Here is a 16,947-nt window from a genome sequence, read left to right as displayed (position 1 = left end):
GGCCCCCGTGGTGGGATCGTCCTGGGGGCGGACCCCGCGCCGACTGTCCTGAGTGAGGTCCGATATGGCGGCCAATCCCACCCAACCCGCACGCGGCGAACTGCTTCCCGTCCTGCCGCTGCGCGACATCGTCGTCTTCCCCCATATGATCGTGCCGCTCTTCGTCGGGCGCGAGAAATCCGTCCGCGCGCTGGAAGCGGTGATGCGGGACGACAAACAGATTCTCCTCGTCGCGCAGAAGAACGCGGCGCAGGACGACCCGGGCATCGACGACCTGTACCAGGTCGGCACCGTTTCCACGGTGCTGCAACTGCTGAAGCTGCCCGACGGCACCGTGAAGGTGCTGGTCGAAGGCGGGAAGCGCGCGAAGATCGCCGCCTACAAGGGCACCGATCCGTATTTCGAGGCCTTCTCCGAACTGGCCGAGGAACCCGCGACCGAGGCGCGGGAGCTTGAAGCCCTGGCGCGCACCGTGGTCGCGCAGTTCGAGCAGTACATCAAGCTCAACAAGAAGATCGCGCCTGAGGTCCTCGTCTCGATCAACCAGATCGAGGAGCCGGCCAAGCTGGCCGACACGGTGGCGAGCCACCTGAACCTCAAGATCGCCGAGAAGCAGGAACTGCTGGAGATCGTGGGCGTCGGCCCGCGGCTTGAGCGCGTCTTCGCCCATATGGAGTCGGAGATCGGCGTCCTGCAGGTGGAGAAGCGCATCCGCAGCCGCGTGAAGCGGCAGATGGAGAAGACGCAGCGCGAGTACTACCTGAACGAACAGCTCAAGGCGATCCAGAAGGAGCTGGGCGAGGGCGAGGATGGCAAGGACGAGACCGCCGAGCTCGAGAAGAAGATCAAGGAGACCAAGCTCTCCAAGGAAGCGCGCGACAAGGCGATGGCGGAGCTGAAGAAGCTCAAGACCATGTCGCCGATGAGCGCGGAAGCGACCGTGGTCCGCAACTACCTCGACTGGATCCTGTCGATCCCGTGGAAGAAGAAGACCAAGATCCGCAACGACATCGAGGCGGCGGAGAAGGTGCTGGACGCCGACCACTACGGGCTCGAGAAGATCAAGGAACGGATCATCGAGTACCTGGCGGTGCAGTCGCGCAGCCCGAAGATCCGCGGCCCGATCCTGTGCCTGGTCGGCCCGCCTGGCGTGGGCAAGACCTCGCTCGGCAAGTCGATCGCCAAGGCGACGGGGCGGAACTTCGTGCGCATGTCGTTGGGCGGCGTGCGGGACGAGGCGGAGGTGCGTGGCCACCGGCGGACCTATATCGGGTCCATGCCCGGCAAGGTCGTGCAGGGGATGAAGAAGGCCAAGTCCTCCAACCCGCTGTTCCTGCTGGACGAGATCGACAAGCTCGGCGCCGACTGGCGTGGCGATCCCTCCTCCGCCCTGCTGGAGGTGCTGGACCCCGAGCAGAACGCGACCTTCAACGACCACTACCTGGAGGTCGATTACGACCTCTCGGACGTGATGTTCGTGACGACAGCGAACAGCCTGCGCATGCCGCAGCCACTGCTGGACCGCATGGAGATCATCCGCATCCCCGGCTACACCGAGGATGAGAAGGTCGAGATCGCCAAGCGCCATTTGCTGCCGAAGGTGTCGGAAGCCAACGGGCTGAAGGCCGGCGAGTGGTCGATCAGCGAGGACGCGCTGCGCGACATGGTGCGCTACCACACCCGCGAGGCTGGTGTGCGCAACCTGGAGCGCGAGCTGGCCGGCATCGCCCGCAAGGCGGTGAAGGAGATCGTCTCCAAGAAGGCGAAGAAGGTCGCGGTCAACGTCAAGAACCTCGAGAAATTCGCGGGGGTCCGGAAGTTCCGCTACGGCGAGGCGGAGGCCGAGGACATGGTCGGCGTCGTCACCGGCCTGGCCTGGACGGAAGTGGGCGGCGAGATCCTGACGATCGAATCGGTCGTGGTGCCCGGTAAGGGCGCGACCAAGACGACCGGCAAGCTCGGCGACGTGATGCAGGAGAGCGTGAGCGCGGCGATGAGCTATGTGCGCTCCCGCGCCCCCAGCTTCGGCCTGAAGCCCACGTTGTTCGAGAAGCGGGACATCCATGTGCACGTGCCGGAAGGCGCGACGCCGAAGGATGGACCCTCGGCCGGCATCGCGATGGCGACGTCGATCGTCTCCGTCCTGACCGGCATCCCGATCCGCCGGGATGTGGCCATGACGGGCGAGATCACGCTGCGTGGCCGCGTGCTGCCGATCGGGGGCCTGAAGGAGAAGCTGCTGGCGGCGCTGCGGGCTGGCGTCACCACGGTCTTCATCCCCAAGGAGAACGAGAAGGACCTGGCCGAGATTCCGGACAGCGTGAAGAAGGGCCTGACCATCCTGCCGGTGAGCCATGTGGACGAGGTGATCTCCAAGGCGCTGGTGCGGCCGCCGGAGGCGATCACCTGGGAAGAGCCGCCGGAGGCACCGCCCGCGGCGGCATCGGGTGCCGGTGGCGATGGATCGGCCGTCCGGCCGCACTGATCCGGCCGGATCGACGGGGTTGAGGGGGCGCGCATCGGGAACGGTGCGCGCCCTTCGCTTTTTTTGTTGGGCTGTCTGGGATTTGTCTCAGGCAGTTGGGCAGACCGGCGCAATCCGTGGGTTTTGCGCCTCACCACTGCCAGGAATGGCGGATATCCGCCATTAATCGGGCCGCGCAGCGTTGACGCGACGGAAAAGCGCCTCCTAGTGTGCCGCCGGGGCGCCGGCAGAGTCGTGCCGGCTGGCCATCGAATGTCGTCACACAGGAACCTGAAGGGGGGTCCCATATGAATAAGCAGGATCTGGTCGCCGTTGTTGCCGAGGCTGGCGATCTGCCGAAGGCGAAGGCCGGGGATGTGCTGGATGCGGTCTTCGACGCGATCACCAAGGCGCTGAGCAAGAAGGACGGCGAGGTCCGGCTGGTCGGCTTCGGGACCTTCTCGACGTCCAAGCGCAAGGCCGGCAAGGGCCGCAACCCGCGCACGGGCGAGGAGATCAAGATCCCGTCCTCGACCACCGTGCGCTTCAAGGCCGGCAAGGGCCTCAAGGACGCCGTGAACTGAGCTCTCCCGGCAACGGGAAGCGGGAAGGGGGCTGGTCCGCAGGGACCGGCCCCTTTTCGTTTGTGCCGGCCTGGCGTAGGGGAGGGCCGCGGGCGCTTAGCTCAGAGGTAGAGCGGCTGCTTTACACGCAGTTGGTCGGCGGTTCGATCCCGTCAGCGCCCATTCCTCCTCGCCGAAGGCGAGGAGGAATGCGCCGGAGGCGGCAATAAGCGATCTGCGCGGCACCGCCGCGCAGCGTGGCCCGCCGATGGCGATGCCCTGCAGCGGGCGGACGAGGCGGCAAGAAGCGACCTGCGCGGCACCGCCGCGCAGCGTGGCCCGCCGATGGCGATGTCCAGCAGCGGCCGGACGACGCGGCAGGAAGCGACCTGCGCGGCACCGCCGCGCAGCGTGGCCCGCCGATGGCGATGTCCTGCAGCGGCCGGACGAGGCGGCAAGAAGCGACCTGCGCGGCACCGCCGCGCAGCGCGGCTTGTCCTTGGCCGTATCCCCTCGGCGATCATCACGGCGTCGGCTCCGGCAGCCGGAAATTTTCCATTCATCACCGAATCCGCGCGCCATAACGAACGTCGGAAACCGTCCACATCCATCTGCGGCGGCGCTCCATTTCACCGGGGGCTCGCGCTTGACACCCCCCCGCTGCCCCCGTATCTCCCGCCTCACCAGTCGCGTGCGGGTGTAGCTCAGTTGGTTAGAGCGCCGGCCTGTCACGCCGGAGGTCGCGGGTTCGAGCCCCGTCACTCGCGCCACGCGACTGGTTTTCCTCACAACCCGAATGATTTAGCGCTTTGGCTCCCGGATAACCGGTTGGCTGGGGCGCTTGTTCCGCTTTCGGCAATCTCCGCATGTCAACACTGCCATGATGCGCTGCACCCTATGGCGGAGCGCGGCGGGCGGGTCTAATCTCCCCCTGCTGCGGTGCGGCATGGGACGGGGGCCTGCGGGAAAACGCGGGAAGCTCCCCCATATCGCGCATGCGGAAAACCCCGGGGCCTTAATGCCGGGGATTGAGGTAAGGCAAAGGGTGCCGTGGCATGACCCAGCCCATGTTGGCTGAATACTTCCCGATCCTGGTGTTCCTTGGGATCGCGGCCGCCATTGCGTGCGCAATGGTGGGCGGGGCCTTATTGGCCGCGCACCAGAAGCCGGATCCGGAAAAGCTCTCGGCGTATGAGTGCGGATTCGAGCCCTTCGACGACACGCGCCGGCGCTTCGATGTCCGTTTCTACCTGGTCGCGATCCTGTTCATCATCTTCGACCTGGAAGTGGCGTTCCTGTTCCCCTGGGCGGTGACGCTGAACGAGATCGGCTGGTTCGGCTTCATGTCGATGATGGGCTTCCTCGGCGTGCTGACGGTCGGCTTCATTTATGAGTGGCGCAAGGGCGCGCTCGACTGGGAATGAAGGCGCGGCTTCGCACCAATTTCAGGGGGCGCCGGCGGGGCGCCCGGAGATCGGCATGAGCGGTTCGAACACACAGGACATCGCCTGGAACCGGGAGGCCCTGCCCCCCGGTCCGGCGCAGGACGCCGTGGTCAAGGGCATCACGGGTGAGATCGAGGAGAAGGGCTTCGTCATCGCCAACCTCGACAAGGTGGTGAACTGGGCCCGGACCGGCAGCCTCTGGCCGATGACCTTCGGCCTGGCCTGCTGCGCGGTACCGATGATCCACGCCTATATGGCGCGCTACGACCTCGACCGCTTCGGCATCATCCCGCGCGGATCGCCGCGGCAGTCGGATGTGATGATCGTGGCGGGCACGCTGACCAACAAGATGGCGCCCGCTTTGCGCAAGGTCTACGACCAGATGAGCGAGCCGCGCTGGGTGATCAGCATGGGCAGCTGCGCGAATGGTGGCGGCTACTACCATTACAGCTACGCCGTGGTGCGTGGCTGCGACCGCGTGGTGCCGGTGGACGTCTATGTCCCGGGCTGCCCGCCGACGGCGGAGGCGCTGGTCTACGGCATCCTCCAGCTGCAGAAGAAGATCCGCCGGACGGGGACCATCCTCCGTGGCTGAGGCGAGCGCGATGCACGAGCTGGGTGCGACCATCGCGGCGGCGGCCGGCCCCGCGGTGCAGGAAGTGTTCGTGGAGCGCGGGCAGGAACTGGTGCTGCGCGCGACGCGGGAGATGATCGTGCCGCTGATGGCGATGCTGCGCGATGATCCGCGCTTCGCCTTCGAGCAGCTGGTGGACCTCTGCGGCGTGGACTACCCCGAGCGCGCGGAGCGCTTCGAGGTGGTCTACAATTTGCTGAGCCTGGCGCTGAACCAGCGCGTCCGCGTCATCGTCAGCACGGATGAGGCGACGCCGGTGCCGAGCATCGCGAGCGTCTGGGTCGCCGCGACCTGGTACGAGCGCGAATGCTGGGACATGTACGGCGTGGTCTTCGCGGGCCTGACCGATCTGCGCCGCCTGCTGACGGATTACGGCTTCGAGGGCCATCCGCTGCGGAAGGATTTCCCGCTGACCGGCCATGTCGAGGTCCGGTACGACGAGGAGCAGAAGCGGGTGGTGTATGAGCCCGTGGCGCTGACGCAGGATTTCCGCAACTTCGATTTCCTCTCGCCCTGGGAAGGCATGACGACGCTGCCGGGCGACGAGAAGGTGCATCTGGTTCGCGCCGAGCGCGGGCAGATCGAAGGACCAAAAGCATGAGCACGGAGCTTGTGAGCGGTCTGCCGCTGCCGGGTGGCAGCGAGGATTCGGGCCATCATCAGAAGCTGTTCGACGCCGATACGCACACCATCAATTTCGGCCCGCAGCACCCGGCCGCGCATGGCGTGCTGCGCCTCATCCTGGAGATGAAGGGCGAGGTGGTGGAGCGTGCCGATCCGCATATCGGCCTGCTGCATCGCGGCACCGAGAAGCTGATGGAGTACAAGACGTATCTCCAGGCGATGCCCTACATGGATCGGCTGGATTACGTGTCTCCGATGTGCATGGAGCACAGCTTCGTGCTCGCCGTCGAGAAGCTGCTCGGCATCGAGAATGACGTGCCGCTGCGCGCCAAGTGGATCCGCACGATGTTTGCGGAACTCACGCGCATCCTGAACCACCTGCTGAACGTCACGACCTATGCTCTCGACGTCGGCGCCATCACGCCGTCGCTGTGGGGGTTCGAGCAGCGCGAGCATCTGCTCGAGTTCTATGAAGCAACGGGCGGCAGCCACTACCACGTGAACTACTTCCGCGCCGGCGGCGTGGCGAAGGACCTTCCGGCGGGGCTGGAGGATCGGATCGGCAAGTGGTGCGACCAGTTCCCTGCCTTCCTCGACGATCTTGAAGGCCTGCTCACCAACAACCGCATCTTCAAGCAGCGCACCGTCGACATCGGCGTGATGACGGCGGAACAGGCGATGGCCTGGGGCTTCAGCGGGCCCTGCCTACGCGCCTCCGGCTGCGCGTGGGATTTGCGGAAGTCGCAGCCCTACGAGATGTACGAGAAGCTCGATTTCGAGGTTCCCGTGGGCGTGCATGGCGATTGCTACGACCGTTATCTCGTACGGATGCAGGAGATGCGGCAGTCGCTGTCGATGGTGAAGCAGTGCCTGAACCACATCCGGCCGGGCGCGGTGAAGATTGCGGACAACAAGATCACGCCGCCGAGCCGCGGTGCGATGAAGCGGTCGATGGAAAGCCTCATCCACCACTTCAAGCTCTACACGGAGGGCTACCACGTGCCTGCCGGCGCGACCTACACGGTGACGGAAGCGCCGAAGGGCGAGTTCGGCGTGTACATGGTGGCCGACGGCACCAACCGGCCCTATCGCGTGAAGATCCGCGCGCCGGGTTATGCGCATCTCCAGGCCATGGAAGCGCTTTCCAAGGGGCACATGCTGGCCGACGCCGTCGCCATCATCGGCAGCCTCGATATCGTCTTCGGGGAGATCGACCGGTGAGCGTCGAACAGCCCACACACTTCGCTTTCGACGCCGAGAGCGAAGCGCAGATCAGCAAGGTTCTCGCGCGGTATCCGGAGGCGAAGAAGGCTTCCGCCACCATTCCGCTGCTCTACGTGGTGCAGCGGCAGATGGGTCGCACGACGGGCAGCGCCTGGGTGCCGAATGTGGCGATGGATGAGATCGCGAAGCGCCTCGGCGTCGCACCGATCCGTGTGTATGAGGTCGCGACCTTCTACTTCATGTTCAACATGAAGCCGATCGGGAAGCATCACCTTCAGTTGTGCGGCACCACGCCCTGCATGCTGCGCGGCAGCGACGACGTGATGCGCGCCTGCCACGACGCGGCGCATGTGAAGGTCGGCCAGACCAGCAGCGACGGGCTGTTCACGCTGACGGAGGTCGAGTGTCTCGGCGCCTGCGTGAATGCGCCGGTGCTGCAGGTGGATGACGACTACTATGAGGACCTGGACTACGACCGCACCGTCGCGCTGATCGAGGCGCTGAAGCGGGGTGAGCGGCCGAAGCCGGGCAGCACCATCGGTCGGCAGACCAGCGCGCCAGAAGGCGGACCGCTGACCTTGCTGGACGTGGCGGGGGAATAGGGCCATGGCGCTTTCCGACAAGGACCGCATCTTCACCAACCTCTACGGCATGCAGGATTGGCGCCTGGCCGCCGCGCAGCGTCGCGGCAACTGGGACGGCACCAAGGGCATCCTGGAGAAGGGTCGCGACTGGATCATCGAGGAGATGAAGTCGTCCGGCCTCCGTGGCCGCGGCGGCGCGGGCTTCCCGACCGGCATGAAGTGGTCCTTCATGCCGAAGCAGGCGAGCGAGCGGCCGCACTACCTGGTGGTCAATGCCGATGAATCCGAGCCTGGCACCTGCAAGGATCGCGACATCATCCGCCACGATCCGCAGACGCTGATCGAGGGCTGCCTGATCGCGGGTTTCGCGATGGGCGCGCATGCCGGCTACATCTACATCCGCGGCGAGTACTACAACGAAAGCGTGGTGCTCGAGGCCGCGATCCAGGAAGCCTATGACGCTGGGCTGATTGGCAAGAACGCCTGCGGCAGCGGGTGGGATTTCGACCTGTATGTGCACCGTGGCGCCGGCGCCTATATCTGCGGTGAGGAAACCGCGCTGATCGAGAGCCTGGAAGGCAAGAAGGGAATGCCGCGGCTGAAGCCGCCGTTTCCCGCCGCCGTTGGCCTCTACGGCTGCCCGACCACCGTCAACAATGTCGAGACCATCGCCGTTGTCCCGACCATCCTGCGGCGCGGCGCGGCCTGGTTCGCGGGCTTCGGGCGGCCGAAGAACAGCGGCACCAAGGTCTTCTGCATCCAGGGGCATGTGAACAAGCCCTGCAATGTGGAGGAGGAGATGAGCATCCCGATGCGGGAGCTCATCGAGCGACATGCCGGCGGCGTGCGCGGGGGCTGGGACAATCTGCTCTGCGTGATCCCGGGCGGGTCCTCCACGCCGCTGCTGCCGAAGGATGTGTGCGACACGGTGCTGATGGATTTCGATGCGCTGCGCGAGCACAAATCGGGCCTCGGCACCGCGGGTGTCATCGTGATGGACAAGTCCACGGACATCGTTCGCGCGATCGCGCGGCTGTCGCGCTTCTACAAGCATGAGAGCTGCGGCCAGTGCACGCCGTGCCGCGAAGGCATGGGCTGGGTCAGCCGCATGATGGACCGCATGGTCGAAGGCCGCGCGGATGTCGAGGAGATCGACGTGCTGGAGGAAGTGACCCGGCGCATCGAGGGGCACACCATCTGCGCATTGGCCGATGGCGGCGTGTGGCCGGTGCAGGGGCTGATCCGGCATTTCCGGCCGGTGATGGAAGCGCGCATCGCCGACTACAAGGCGAAGCACGCGCGGCCGTCCATGCCGCTGGCGGCGGAGTAAGGGCGATGGCGAAGGTCACGGTCGACGGGATCGAGGTCGAGGTTCCGAACGGCGCCACGGTGCTTCAGGCGTGTGAGGCCGCAGGCAAGGAAATCCCGCGCTTCTGCTACCACGAACGCCTGAGCGTCGCGGGCAATTGCCGCATGTGCCTGGTGGAGGTCGAGAAGGCGCCGAAGCCGGTTGCCTCCTGCGCCTATCCGGTCGCGGACGGGATGGTGGTGAAGACTGACAGTCCGGTGGTGCGCAACGCGCGCCGCGGCGTCATGGAATTCCTGCTGATCAACCACCCGCTGGACTGCCCGATCTGCGACCAGGGCGGCGAGTGCGACCTGCAGGACCAGTCCGTGTCCTACGGCATGGACAAGTCCCGGTACCGCGAGGCCAAGCGGTCAGTGAAGGACAAGAATATCGGGCCGCTGATCAAGACGATCATGACGCGCTGCATCCAGTGCACGCGCTGCGTTCGCTTCTCGGCCGAGGTCGCCGGCACCGCCGAACTCGGCGGGACCAATCGCGGCGAGAACATGGAAATCGGCACCTATGTCGAGAAGGCGCTGACCAGCGAGCTTTCCGGCAACCTTATCGACATCTGCCCCGTCGGCGCGCTGACCAGCCGGCCCTACGCCTTCGTGTCTCGGCCGTGGGAATTGCGGAAGACCGATGGCATCGATGTGCAGGATGCGACGGGCACCAACATCCGCATCGACACGCGCGGCCCCGAAGTGCTGCGCATCCTGCCGCGCATCAATGAGGATGTGAACGAGGAGTGGATGGCCGATCGCGGCCGCTTCTCCTTCGACGGTCTCAAGCGGAAGCGGCTGGACCGGCCCTGGCTGCGGGTTGATGGCAAGCTGAAGCCGGTGGGCTGGGCGGAAGCCTTCACGGCGATTGCCGCGCGCATCAAGGCGACGGCGCCCGACCGGATCGGCGCGGTGGCCGGTGACCTGGTGGATGCCGAAAGCGCCTTCGCGCTAAAGGCGCTGATGGCGGGGCTGGGCTCGGCCAATCTGGATTGCCGGCAGGATGGCGCGGCGATCGATGCGTCGCGGCCCGATTTCTACCGCTTCAACACGACGATCGCAGGGATCGAGGAAGCGGATGCGCTGCTGGTCATCGGCGCCAATCCGCGGACCGAGGCGCCCGTCATCAACGCGCGTATCCGCAAGCGCTGGTCGGCGGGTCGCTTCCCCATTGGCGTCGTCGGGCCGGCGGGTGTCGATCTCACCTACAGCTACGATCACGTGGGGGAAGGGCCGGCGACGCTCCGCTCCATGCTGGCCGGCACGCATCGCTTCATGACGGTGCTGCGGGAAGCGAAGAAGCCGATGATCCTGCTGGGGCGCGGTGCGCTGGCGCGGCCGGATGGCGCGGCGGTGCTGGCGGCGGCCTGGGCCATCGCGCGGGATTGCAACGCGCTGCGCGACGATTGGCACGGCTTCAACCTGCTGCATCTTTTCGGTGGCCAGGTTGCACCGCTGGCGATGGGCTTCCTGCCCGGCCAGGGCGGCAAGGACCTCGGTGCCATGCTGAGTGGCGGCGTCGATGTGCTGTGGCTGTTGGGCGCGGATGGGATCGACCCTGCCGCGATCGCGCCGGAGAGCTTCGTCATCTACCAGGGGCACCATGGGGATCGCGCGGCCTCGCGCGCCGACGTGATCCTGCCCGGTGCCGCCTATACCGAGAAGGACGGCACCTATCTCAACACGGAGGGGCGCGCGCAAATCAGCCGCACGGCGCTGCATGCACCCGGTGAGGCGCGGGAGGATTGGCGGATCATCCGCGCCGCTGCCCAGGGCCTCGGCGTGACGGTCGGCTTCGATGATCTGGCGCAGCTGCGCACGGCGATGATCGCGGCGGCGCCGGGGCTGGCGGAGGGCTTCACGCGGTCCTTCTGCACGGATACGTCTGGCCCGGCCGGCGATGCGAATGCGCTGGGCGATGCGCCCTTCGCCTCCGCCATCACGCAGTACCACCTGGCTGATGCCATCGCCCGCGCGTCGGATGTGATGGCCGAATGCGCGCGCACCTACGGCCCCGCGCCGGCGCTTGCGGCGGAGTAAGGGACGATGGAAGCCTTTCTCGCTACCCCTGTCGGCATCCTCGCGCTGACCGTCGCGAAGGCGATGGCGCTGCTGGTGCCGCTGCTGATCGGCGTCGCCTACCTGACCTGGGCGGAGCGCAAGATCCTGGGCGCCATGCAGATGCGGCGCGGGCCGAATGTGGTCGGCCCCTTCGGCCTGCTGCAGCCCTTCGCCGATGCGCTGAAGATGCTGATGAAGGAGACCATCATTCCTTCCGGCGCGTCGCGCGCGCTGTTCCTGATGGCGCCGATGATCACCTTCATGCTGGCGATGCTGGCCTGGGCGGTGATCCCGGTGAATGACGGCTGGGCGATCGCCGACATCAATGTCGGCATCCTCTACCTCTTCGCCATCTCCTCGCTCGGCGTTTACGGCATCATCATCGCGGGCTGGGCGTCCAATTCGAAATACGCCTTCCTCGGCGCGCTGCGGTCGGCCGCGCAGATGGTGTCCTACGAAGTCTCCATGGGCTTCGTGATCGTGACGGTGCTGCTCTGCGTGGGGTCGTTGAACCTGACGGAGATCGTGCGGGCGCAGTCCACGATGTGGTTCATCATCCCGCTCTTCCCGATGTTCGTGATCATGTTCATCTCCGCCCTGGCGGAGACGAACCGCGCGCCCTTCGACCTGCCGGAGGGTGAGTCGGAACTGGTGGCGGGCTTCTTCGTCGAATACAGCTCAATGAGCTTTGCGCTGTTCTTCCTTGGCGAATACGCGAACATGATCCTGATGAGCGCGCTCATCACCATCCTGTTCCTGGGTGGCTGGCTGCCGCCGATGGCGATCGAGCCCTTCACCTGGATCCCGGGTCCGGTGTGGTTCATCCTGAAGATCTGCTTCTGCCTCTTCGTCTTCGTCTGGGTGCGCGCCACCTTCCCGCGCTACCGCTACGACCAGCTCATGCGTCTCGGCTGGAAGGTGTTCCTGCCGTTCAGCCTGGTGTGGCTCGTGCTCACCGCCGCGGCGCTGAAGCTGTTCGGCTGGCTGCCGGCTGTCGGGTGAGGAGATAGACCATGCCCATGCTCGACCGTGTTGCCCGAAGCCTGCTGCTGACCGAGATCGTCTCCGGCATGGCGCTGACGCTGGGGCAGTTCTTCAAGCCGAAGGCGACGTTGAACTACCCCCATGAACGTGCGCCGCTCAGCGCTCGCTTCAAGGGGGAGCACGCGCTGCGCCGCTACCCCAATGGCGAGGAACGCTGCATCGCCTGCAAGCTGTGCGAGGCGATCTGCCCCGCCCAGGCGATCACGATCGAGGCCGAGCCGCGTGACGACGGCAGCCGCCGCACCACGCGCTACGACATCGACATGACCAAGTGCATCTATTGCGGCATGTGCGAGGAAGCCTGCCCGGTCGATGCGATCGTGGAGGGGCCCAACCTCGAATTCGCGACGGAGACGCGCGAGGAGCTGCTCTACGACAAGGCCAAGCTGCTCGCCAACGGCGATCGCTGGGAAGCGATGCTGGCGACGCGGCTTGAACTTGACGCGCCGTATCGCTGAGACGACCCCCCCGAATTTCGGGGACGATGGGGACCAGATGATGAATGCTACCGATCCCGGAGGGGCGCGATGATCGCCGCAGCCGCCTTCTACCTCTTCGCGGCCGTGCTGATCGCCAGCGCGGTCATGGTCGTGACCAGCCGCAACCCCGTGCACAGCGTGCTGTTCCTGATCCTGGCGTTCTTCAACGCGGCGGCGCTGTTCCTGCTGGCCGGGGCCGAGTTCCTGGCGATGATCCTGGTCATCGTCTATGTCGGCGCGGTCGCGGTGCTGTTCCTCTTCGTCGTGATGATGCTGGATGTCGACTTCTCCGCCCTGCGGGAAGGCTTCCAGCGATACGCACCGGTCGGTGGCGCGGTGGGTTTGGTGCTCTTCGCGGAACTGGTCTTCGTCTTCGCGACCTGGCGCTTCGCCGATGATGTCGGCGGTCTGCGGCTGAACCCGACGCCGGAGGGCGTGGACAACACGCGCGCCATCGGCCGCATCCTCTACACGGACCATGTGTGGCTGTTCCAGCTTTCGGGGCTGATCCTGCTGGTGGCCATGATCGGTGCCATCGTGCTGACGCTGCGCGGGCGGCCGAATTCGAAGCGCCAGGATATCGCGGCCCAGGTCGCGCGGACGGGCAGCGTCAATCTGCGCCAGGTGCGCAGCGGTGCGGGGCTTGGCGAGATCGGGATCGAGCGGCCGCCGGTTGCGGCGCCGGAGGCTCCGAAGCAGGTCGATCACCATGGGCATGGTGGGGGGCACCACTGATGATGGCCGTCGGCCTTGCGCACTACCTGACGGTGGGCGCGATCCTGTTTGTGCTGGGCATCCTCGGCATCTTCCTGAACCGCAAGAACATCATCGTCATCCTGATGTCGGTGGAATTGATCCTGCTGTCGGTGAACCTCAACCTGGTCGCCTTCTCGGCGCAGTTGAATGACCTGACCGGGCAGATCTTCGCCATGCTGATCCTGACCGTGGCGGCGGCCGAGGCCGCGATCGGCCTGGCGATCCTGGTCATCTACTTCCGCAACCGCGGTACGATCGAGGTGGAAGACGTTTCCACCCTGAAGGGCTGAGCCGATGTATGTCGGTGCGATCTTCTTCCCGCTGCTCGGCGCGACCATCGCCGGGTTCCTCGGCCGCTGGATCGGCGACCGCGCGGCGCAATGGGCGACGGTGGTCTGCATGGCCATCGCCGCGGCCTGCGGCAGCGCGGCCTTCATCCAGGTGGCGCTGGGCCATGCGCCCGGCGTGGCGCCGCTGTTCACCTTCATCGATGTCGGCGGCTTCGAGGTCTCCTGGGCTCTGCGCTACGACACATTGAGCGTGGTGATGGTGGCGATGGTCACCTTCATCTCGACGCTCATCCACCTGTACTCCGTGGGCTACATGTCCCACGACCCAACGACGCCGCGCTTCTTCGCCTACCTGTCCCTCTTCACCTTCATGATGCTGATGCTGGTGACGGCGGATAACCTGGTCCAGCTGTTCTTCGGCTGGGAAGGCGTCGGCCTCGCGAGCTATCTCCTCATCGGCTACTGGTACGAGAAGGAGAGTGCGAACCGCGCGGCGATGAAGGCCTTCATCGTCAATCGCGTGGGCGACGTGTTCTTCATGCTCGGCCTGGCGCTGACCTTCTGGACCTTCCAGTCCGTCGAATTCGACACGATCTTCGCGAGCGTGGAACAGGCTCAGTCGCAGCGTTTCCTGGGCATGCCGGCGCTGGAAGTCATCGGCGTGCTGCTGTTCCTCGGCGCCTGCGGGAAATCCGCGCAGCTCGGCCTGCACACCTGGCTGCCGGATGCGATGGAGGGGCCGACGCCCGTCTCCGCGCTGATCCATGCCGCGACGATGGTGACGGCGGGCGTATTCCTGATGGCGCGCATGTCGCCGGTGATGGAATACGCGCCGACGGCGCTGGCCATCGTGACGATTGTCGGTGCCTCCACCGCGATCTTCGCGGCGACGATCGGTTGCGTGCAGAACGACATCAAGCGGATCATCGCGTATTCGACCTGCTCGCAGCTCGGCTATATGTTCTTCGCGGTCGGGGTGGGCGTGTACCAGGCGGCCGTCTTCCACCTGTTCACGCATGCCTTCTTCAAGGCACTGCTGTTCCTCGGCGCGGGTTCCGTCATCCACGCGATGTCGGACGAACAGGACATCCGGAAGATGGGCGGGATCTGGAAGAAGATCCCGGTCACCTACACCGTGATGTGGATCGGCAGCCTGGCTCTGGCGGGCGTTCCGTACTTCGCCGGCTACTACTCCAAGGACATGGTGCTGGAGGTTGCCTACGCCGCGCATAGTGGCCCGGGCATGTATGCCTTCGTGCTCGGCCTGCTGGCCGCCTTCCTGACGGCCTTCTATTCCTGGCGCCTGCTCATCCTGACCTTCCACGGCGCGCCTCGGGCGGACCACCACACGATGGAGCATGTGCATGAAAGCCCGCTGGTGATGCTGGTGCCGCTGCTGGTGCTGAGCGTCGGCGCGGTCTTCACGGGCTACGTGTTCTACGACTACTTCGTGGGCGACCTGCAGGAAGCCTTCTGGAACGGCGCCATCTTCACCGGCCCGGACAACCACGTGCTGCACCACGCGCATGAGGTACCGGCCTGGGTGCCGCTGGCTCCGACGGTCGCCGGCGTGGCGGGCATCGCGCTGGCCTATGTGCTGTACATGTTCGCACCGGGGATCCCCGGGAAGTTGGCGGCGAGCTTCGGCGGGCTGTACCGCTTCCTGCTCAACAAGTGGTATTTCGACGAGCTGTATGACGCGATCTTCGTGAAGCCGACCCGGGCGCTGGCGCAGGCTTTCTGGAAGACGGGTGACGTCAAGCTTATCGACGGCATGCCGAACGGCGCCGCGGCGCTGGCGGTGGATGCGGCGCGGGGTGCGGTGAAGCTGCAGACCGGGCGCGTGGCCAACTACGCCTTCACGATGATCATCGGCCTCGTGGCCTTCATATCCCTTCTCCTGCTCGGGATGCCCCGATGAACGCCGCCGGCTTTCCCATCCTCAGCCTGGTCACCTTCCTGCCGTTGGCGGGGGCGCTCATCATCCTCACCATCCGTGGTGAGGAAGAGGTCGTGGCGCGCAACGCCCGCTGGACGGCGCTCTGGACCAGCCTGATCACATTCGCGCTCTCGCTCGTGCTCTGGGCGCGGTTCGACAGCGCCTCGGCCGATTTCCAGTTCGTGGAGCAGGCAAGCTGGCTGCCGGAATTCGGCGTCGGCTACCACATGGGCGTGGACGGCATCTCCGTCCTGTTCGTGCTGCTCTCCACCCTGCTGACGCCGCTTTGCATCCTGGCGTCGTGGGAAAGCGTGCAGTCCCGCGTGCGGGAATACATGGTCGCCTTCCTCGTGCTGGAAAGCATGATGATCGGCATGTTCTGCGCGCTGGACTTCGTGCTGTTCTACATCTTCTTCGAAGCCGTGCTGATCCCGATGTTCCTCATCATCGGCGTGTGGGGCGGCGCCCGGCGGGTCTATGCCGCCTTCAAGTTCTTCCTCTACACGCTGGCCGGCTCCGTGCTGATGCTGCTGGCGATCCTGGCAGTCTGGTACCACGCAGGCACCACGGACATCCCGACGCTGATGGAGACGGTCTTCTCCCCGCGCATGCAGTTCTGGCTGTTCCTGGCCTTCTTCGCCTCCTTCGCCGTGAAGGTGCCGATGTGGCCGGTGCATACCTGGCTGCCGGACGCGCATGTGGAGGCACCGACGGCGGGCTCGGTCATCCTGGCGGGCGTGCTGCTGAAGATGGGGGCCTATGGCTTCCTGCGCTTCAGCCTGCCGCTGCTGCCGCAAGCGAGCGCGGACTTCGCGCCCTTCATCTTCGCGCTGTCCGTCATCGCGGTGATCTACACATCGCTGGTGGCGCTGGCGCAGGAGGACATGAAGAAGCTGATCGCCTACTCCTCCGTCGCGCATATGGGCATCGTGACGCTCGGCATCTTCACCTTCACGGTGCAGGGGCTGTCGGGTGCGTTGTTCACCATGCTGAGCCATGGCGTCGTCTCCGGCGCGCTCTTCCTCTGCGTCGGCGTGCTGTATGACCGCGTCCATTCGCGGGAGATCGCGCGCTATGGCGGGGTCGCGAAGATCATGCCGGCCTATGCGCTGGTGTTCATGCTCTTCACCATGGCCTCCGTCGCCCTGCCGGGGCTGGCGGGTTTCCCGGGCGAACTGCTGGTGATCGTCGGCGCCTTCAAGGTCAGCCCCTGGGTCGCGCTCGGCGCCTGCATGGGCATGATCCTCGGCGCGGCCTATGCGCTGTACCTCTATCGCCGCGTCGCCTTCGGCAAGATCACGCGTGACGATCTTCGCGCGCTGCTCGACCTCAGCCCGCGGGAATACGCGGTCTTCGCGCCGCTGATCCTGCTGACCATCTGGATGGGGGTCTATCCCTCCTCCTTCCTCAATTTCTTCGAGGCAAGCGTGACGGCCCTGGTGACGCGGCATGAAGCCGCGCTCGGTGTCGCCCGCCTGGCCGGGATGTGA

Annotated in this window: 15 protein-coding genes and 2 tRNA genes; all 17 read left to right on the top strand. The window is 65.8% G+C overall.

Annotated elements, in window-relative coordinates; translation table 11 throughout:
* Positions 1-64: 64 nt before the first annotated feature.
* The 17 genes from lon to ACTIE5_RS26215 all read left to right on the top strand — a co-directional run bounded on the left by lon (position 65) and on the right by ACTIE5_RS26215 (position 16,947).
* Positions 65-2,485, top strand: coding sequence for an endopeptidase La (lon, locus tag ACTIE5_RS26295; protein ID WP_439552698.1), 2,421 nt, complete (start codon positions 65-67; stop codon positions 2,483-2,485).
* A 287-nt stretch (positions 2,486-2,772) separates the two neighbouring features.
* On the top strand, positions 2,773-3,048 hold the full coding sequence (locus tag ACTIE5_RS26290) for an HU family DNA-binding protein (RefSeq protein WP_092960779.1): 276 nt from the start codon (positions 2,773-2,775) through the stop codon (positions 3,046-3,048).
* A 90-nt stretch (positions 3,049-3,138) separates the two neighbouring features.
* A tRNA-Val gene (locus tag ACTIE5_RS26285) sits at positions 3,139-3,210 on the top strand.
* Between the two features lie 510 nt (positions 3,211-3,720).
* Positions 3,721-3,797: transfer RNA gene (locus ACTIE5_RS26280), tRNA-Asp, on the top strand.
* 285 nt (positions 3,798-4,082) lie between these two features.
* The gene (locus tag ACTIE5_RS26275; RefSeq protein ID WP_439552697.1) at positions 4,083-4,451 is read left to right on the top strand and encodes an NADH-quinone oxidoreductase subunit A; all 369 of its coding nucleotides are present in this window, start codon (positions 4,083-4,085) and stop codon (positions 4,449-4,451) included.
* 55 nt (positions 4,452-4,506) lie between these two features.
* Complete coding sequence (locus ACTIE5_RS26270; RefSeq protein WP_092960862.1) at positions 4,507-5,067, top strand: NuoB/complex I 20 kDa subunit family protein; 561 nt, start codon at positions 4,507-4,509, stop codon at positions 5,065-5,067.
* Between the two features lie 10 nt (positions 5,068-5,077).
* Entirely contained in the window at positions 5,078-5,707 is a 630-nt protein-coding gene (locus ACTIE5_RS26265) for an NADH-quinone oxidoreductase subunit C (protein WP_439552875.1), read from the top strand.
* Positions 5,704-6,951 (top strand): NADH-quinone oxidoreductase subunit D, encoded by a 1,248-nt coding sequence (locus ACTIE5_RS26260; protein WP_439552696.1) that lies wholly within the window; start codon positions 5,704-5,706, stop codon positions 6,949-6,951. Before ACTIE5_RS26265 ends, ACTIE5_RS26260 begins: the two co-directional genes overlap by 4 nt.
* Positions 6,948-7,556, top strand: coding sequence for a complex I 24 kDa subunit family protein (locus tag ACTIE5_RS26255; RefSeq protein WP_439552695.1), 609 nt, complete (start codon positions 6,948-6,950; stop codon positions 7,554-7,556). The genes ACTIE5_RS26260 and ACTIE5_RS26255 overlap by 4 nt, the downstream gene beginning before the upstream one ends.
* Before the next feature lie 4 nt (positions 7,557-7,560).
* A complete protein-coding gene (nuoF, locus tag ACTIE5_RS26250) occupies positions 7,561-8,868 on the top strand; it encodes an NADH-quinone oxidoreductase subunit NuoF (protein WP_439552694.1) in 1,308 nt (435 codons plus the stop codon).
* Between the two features lie 5 nt (positions 8,869-8,873).
* Positions 8,874-10,928, top strand: coding sequence for an NADH-quinone oxidoreductase subunit NuoG (gene nuoG, locus ACTIE5_RS26245; RefSeq protein ID WP_439552693.1), 2,055 nt, complete (start codon positions 8,874-8,876; stop codon positions 10,926-10,928).
* 6 nt (positions 10,929-10,934) lie between these two features.
* Positions 10,935-11,951: an NADH-quinone oxidoreductase subunit NuoH gene (nuoH, locus tag ACTIE5_RS26240; RefSeq protein ID WP_439552692.1), complete on the top strand. Its 1,017-nt coding sequence runs from the start codon at positions 10,935-10,937 to the stop codon at positions 11,949-11,951.
* 11 nt (positions 11,952-11,962) lie between these two features.
* A complete protein-coding gene (gene nuoI / locus ACTIE5_RS26235) occupies positions 11,963-12,451 on the top strand; it encodes an NADH-quinone oxidoreductase subunit NuoI (RefSeq protein WP_439552691.1) in 489 nt (162 codons plus the stop codon).
* A 69-nt stretch (positions 12,452-12,520) separates the two neighbouring features.
* Positions 12,521-13,207 (top strand): NADH-quinone oxidoreductase subunit J, encoded by a 687-nt coding sequence (locus ACTIE5_RS26230; protein ID WP_439552690.1) that lies wholly within the window; start codon positions 12,521-12,523, stop codon positions 13,205-13,207.
* A complete protein-coding gene (gene nuoK, locus ACTIE5_RS26225; RefSeq protein WP_217648733.1) occupies positions 13,207-13,518 on the top strand; it encodes an NADH-quinone oxidoreductase subunit NuoK in 312 nt (103 codons plus the stop codon). Before ACTIE5_RS26230 ends, nuoK begins: the two co-directional genes overlap by 1 nt.
* Positions 13,519-13,522: 4 nt before the next feature.
* Positions 13,523-15,439 (top strand): NADH-quinone oxidoreductase subunit L, encoded by a 1,917-nt coding sequence (nuoL, locus tag ACTIE5_RS26220; RefSeq protein ID WP_439552689.1) that lies wholly within the window; start codon positions 13,523-13,525, stop codon positions 15,437-15,439.
* Positions 15,436-16,947, top strand: a complete 1,512-nt coding sequence (locus ACTIE5_RS26215) for an NADH-quinone oxidoreductase subunit M (protein ID WP_439552688.1) — start codon at positions 15,436-15,438, stop codon at positions 16,945-16,947. Before nuoL ends, ACTIE5_RS26215 begins: the two co-directional genes overlap by 4 nt.

Origin of the sequence: Falsiroseomonas sp., assembly GCF_051859025.1 — a bacterium.
Taxonomy (GTDB): domain Bacteria; phylum Pseudomonadota; class Alphaproteobacteria; order Acetobacterales; family Acetobacteraceae; genus Falsiroseomonas.
This window is presented reverse-complemented; position numbering and strand designations above follow the sequence as displayed.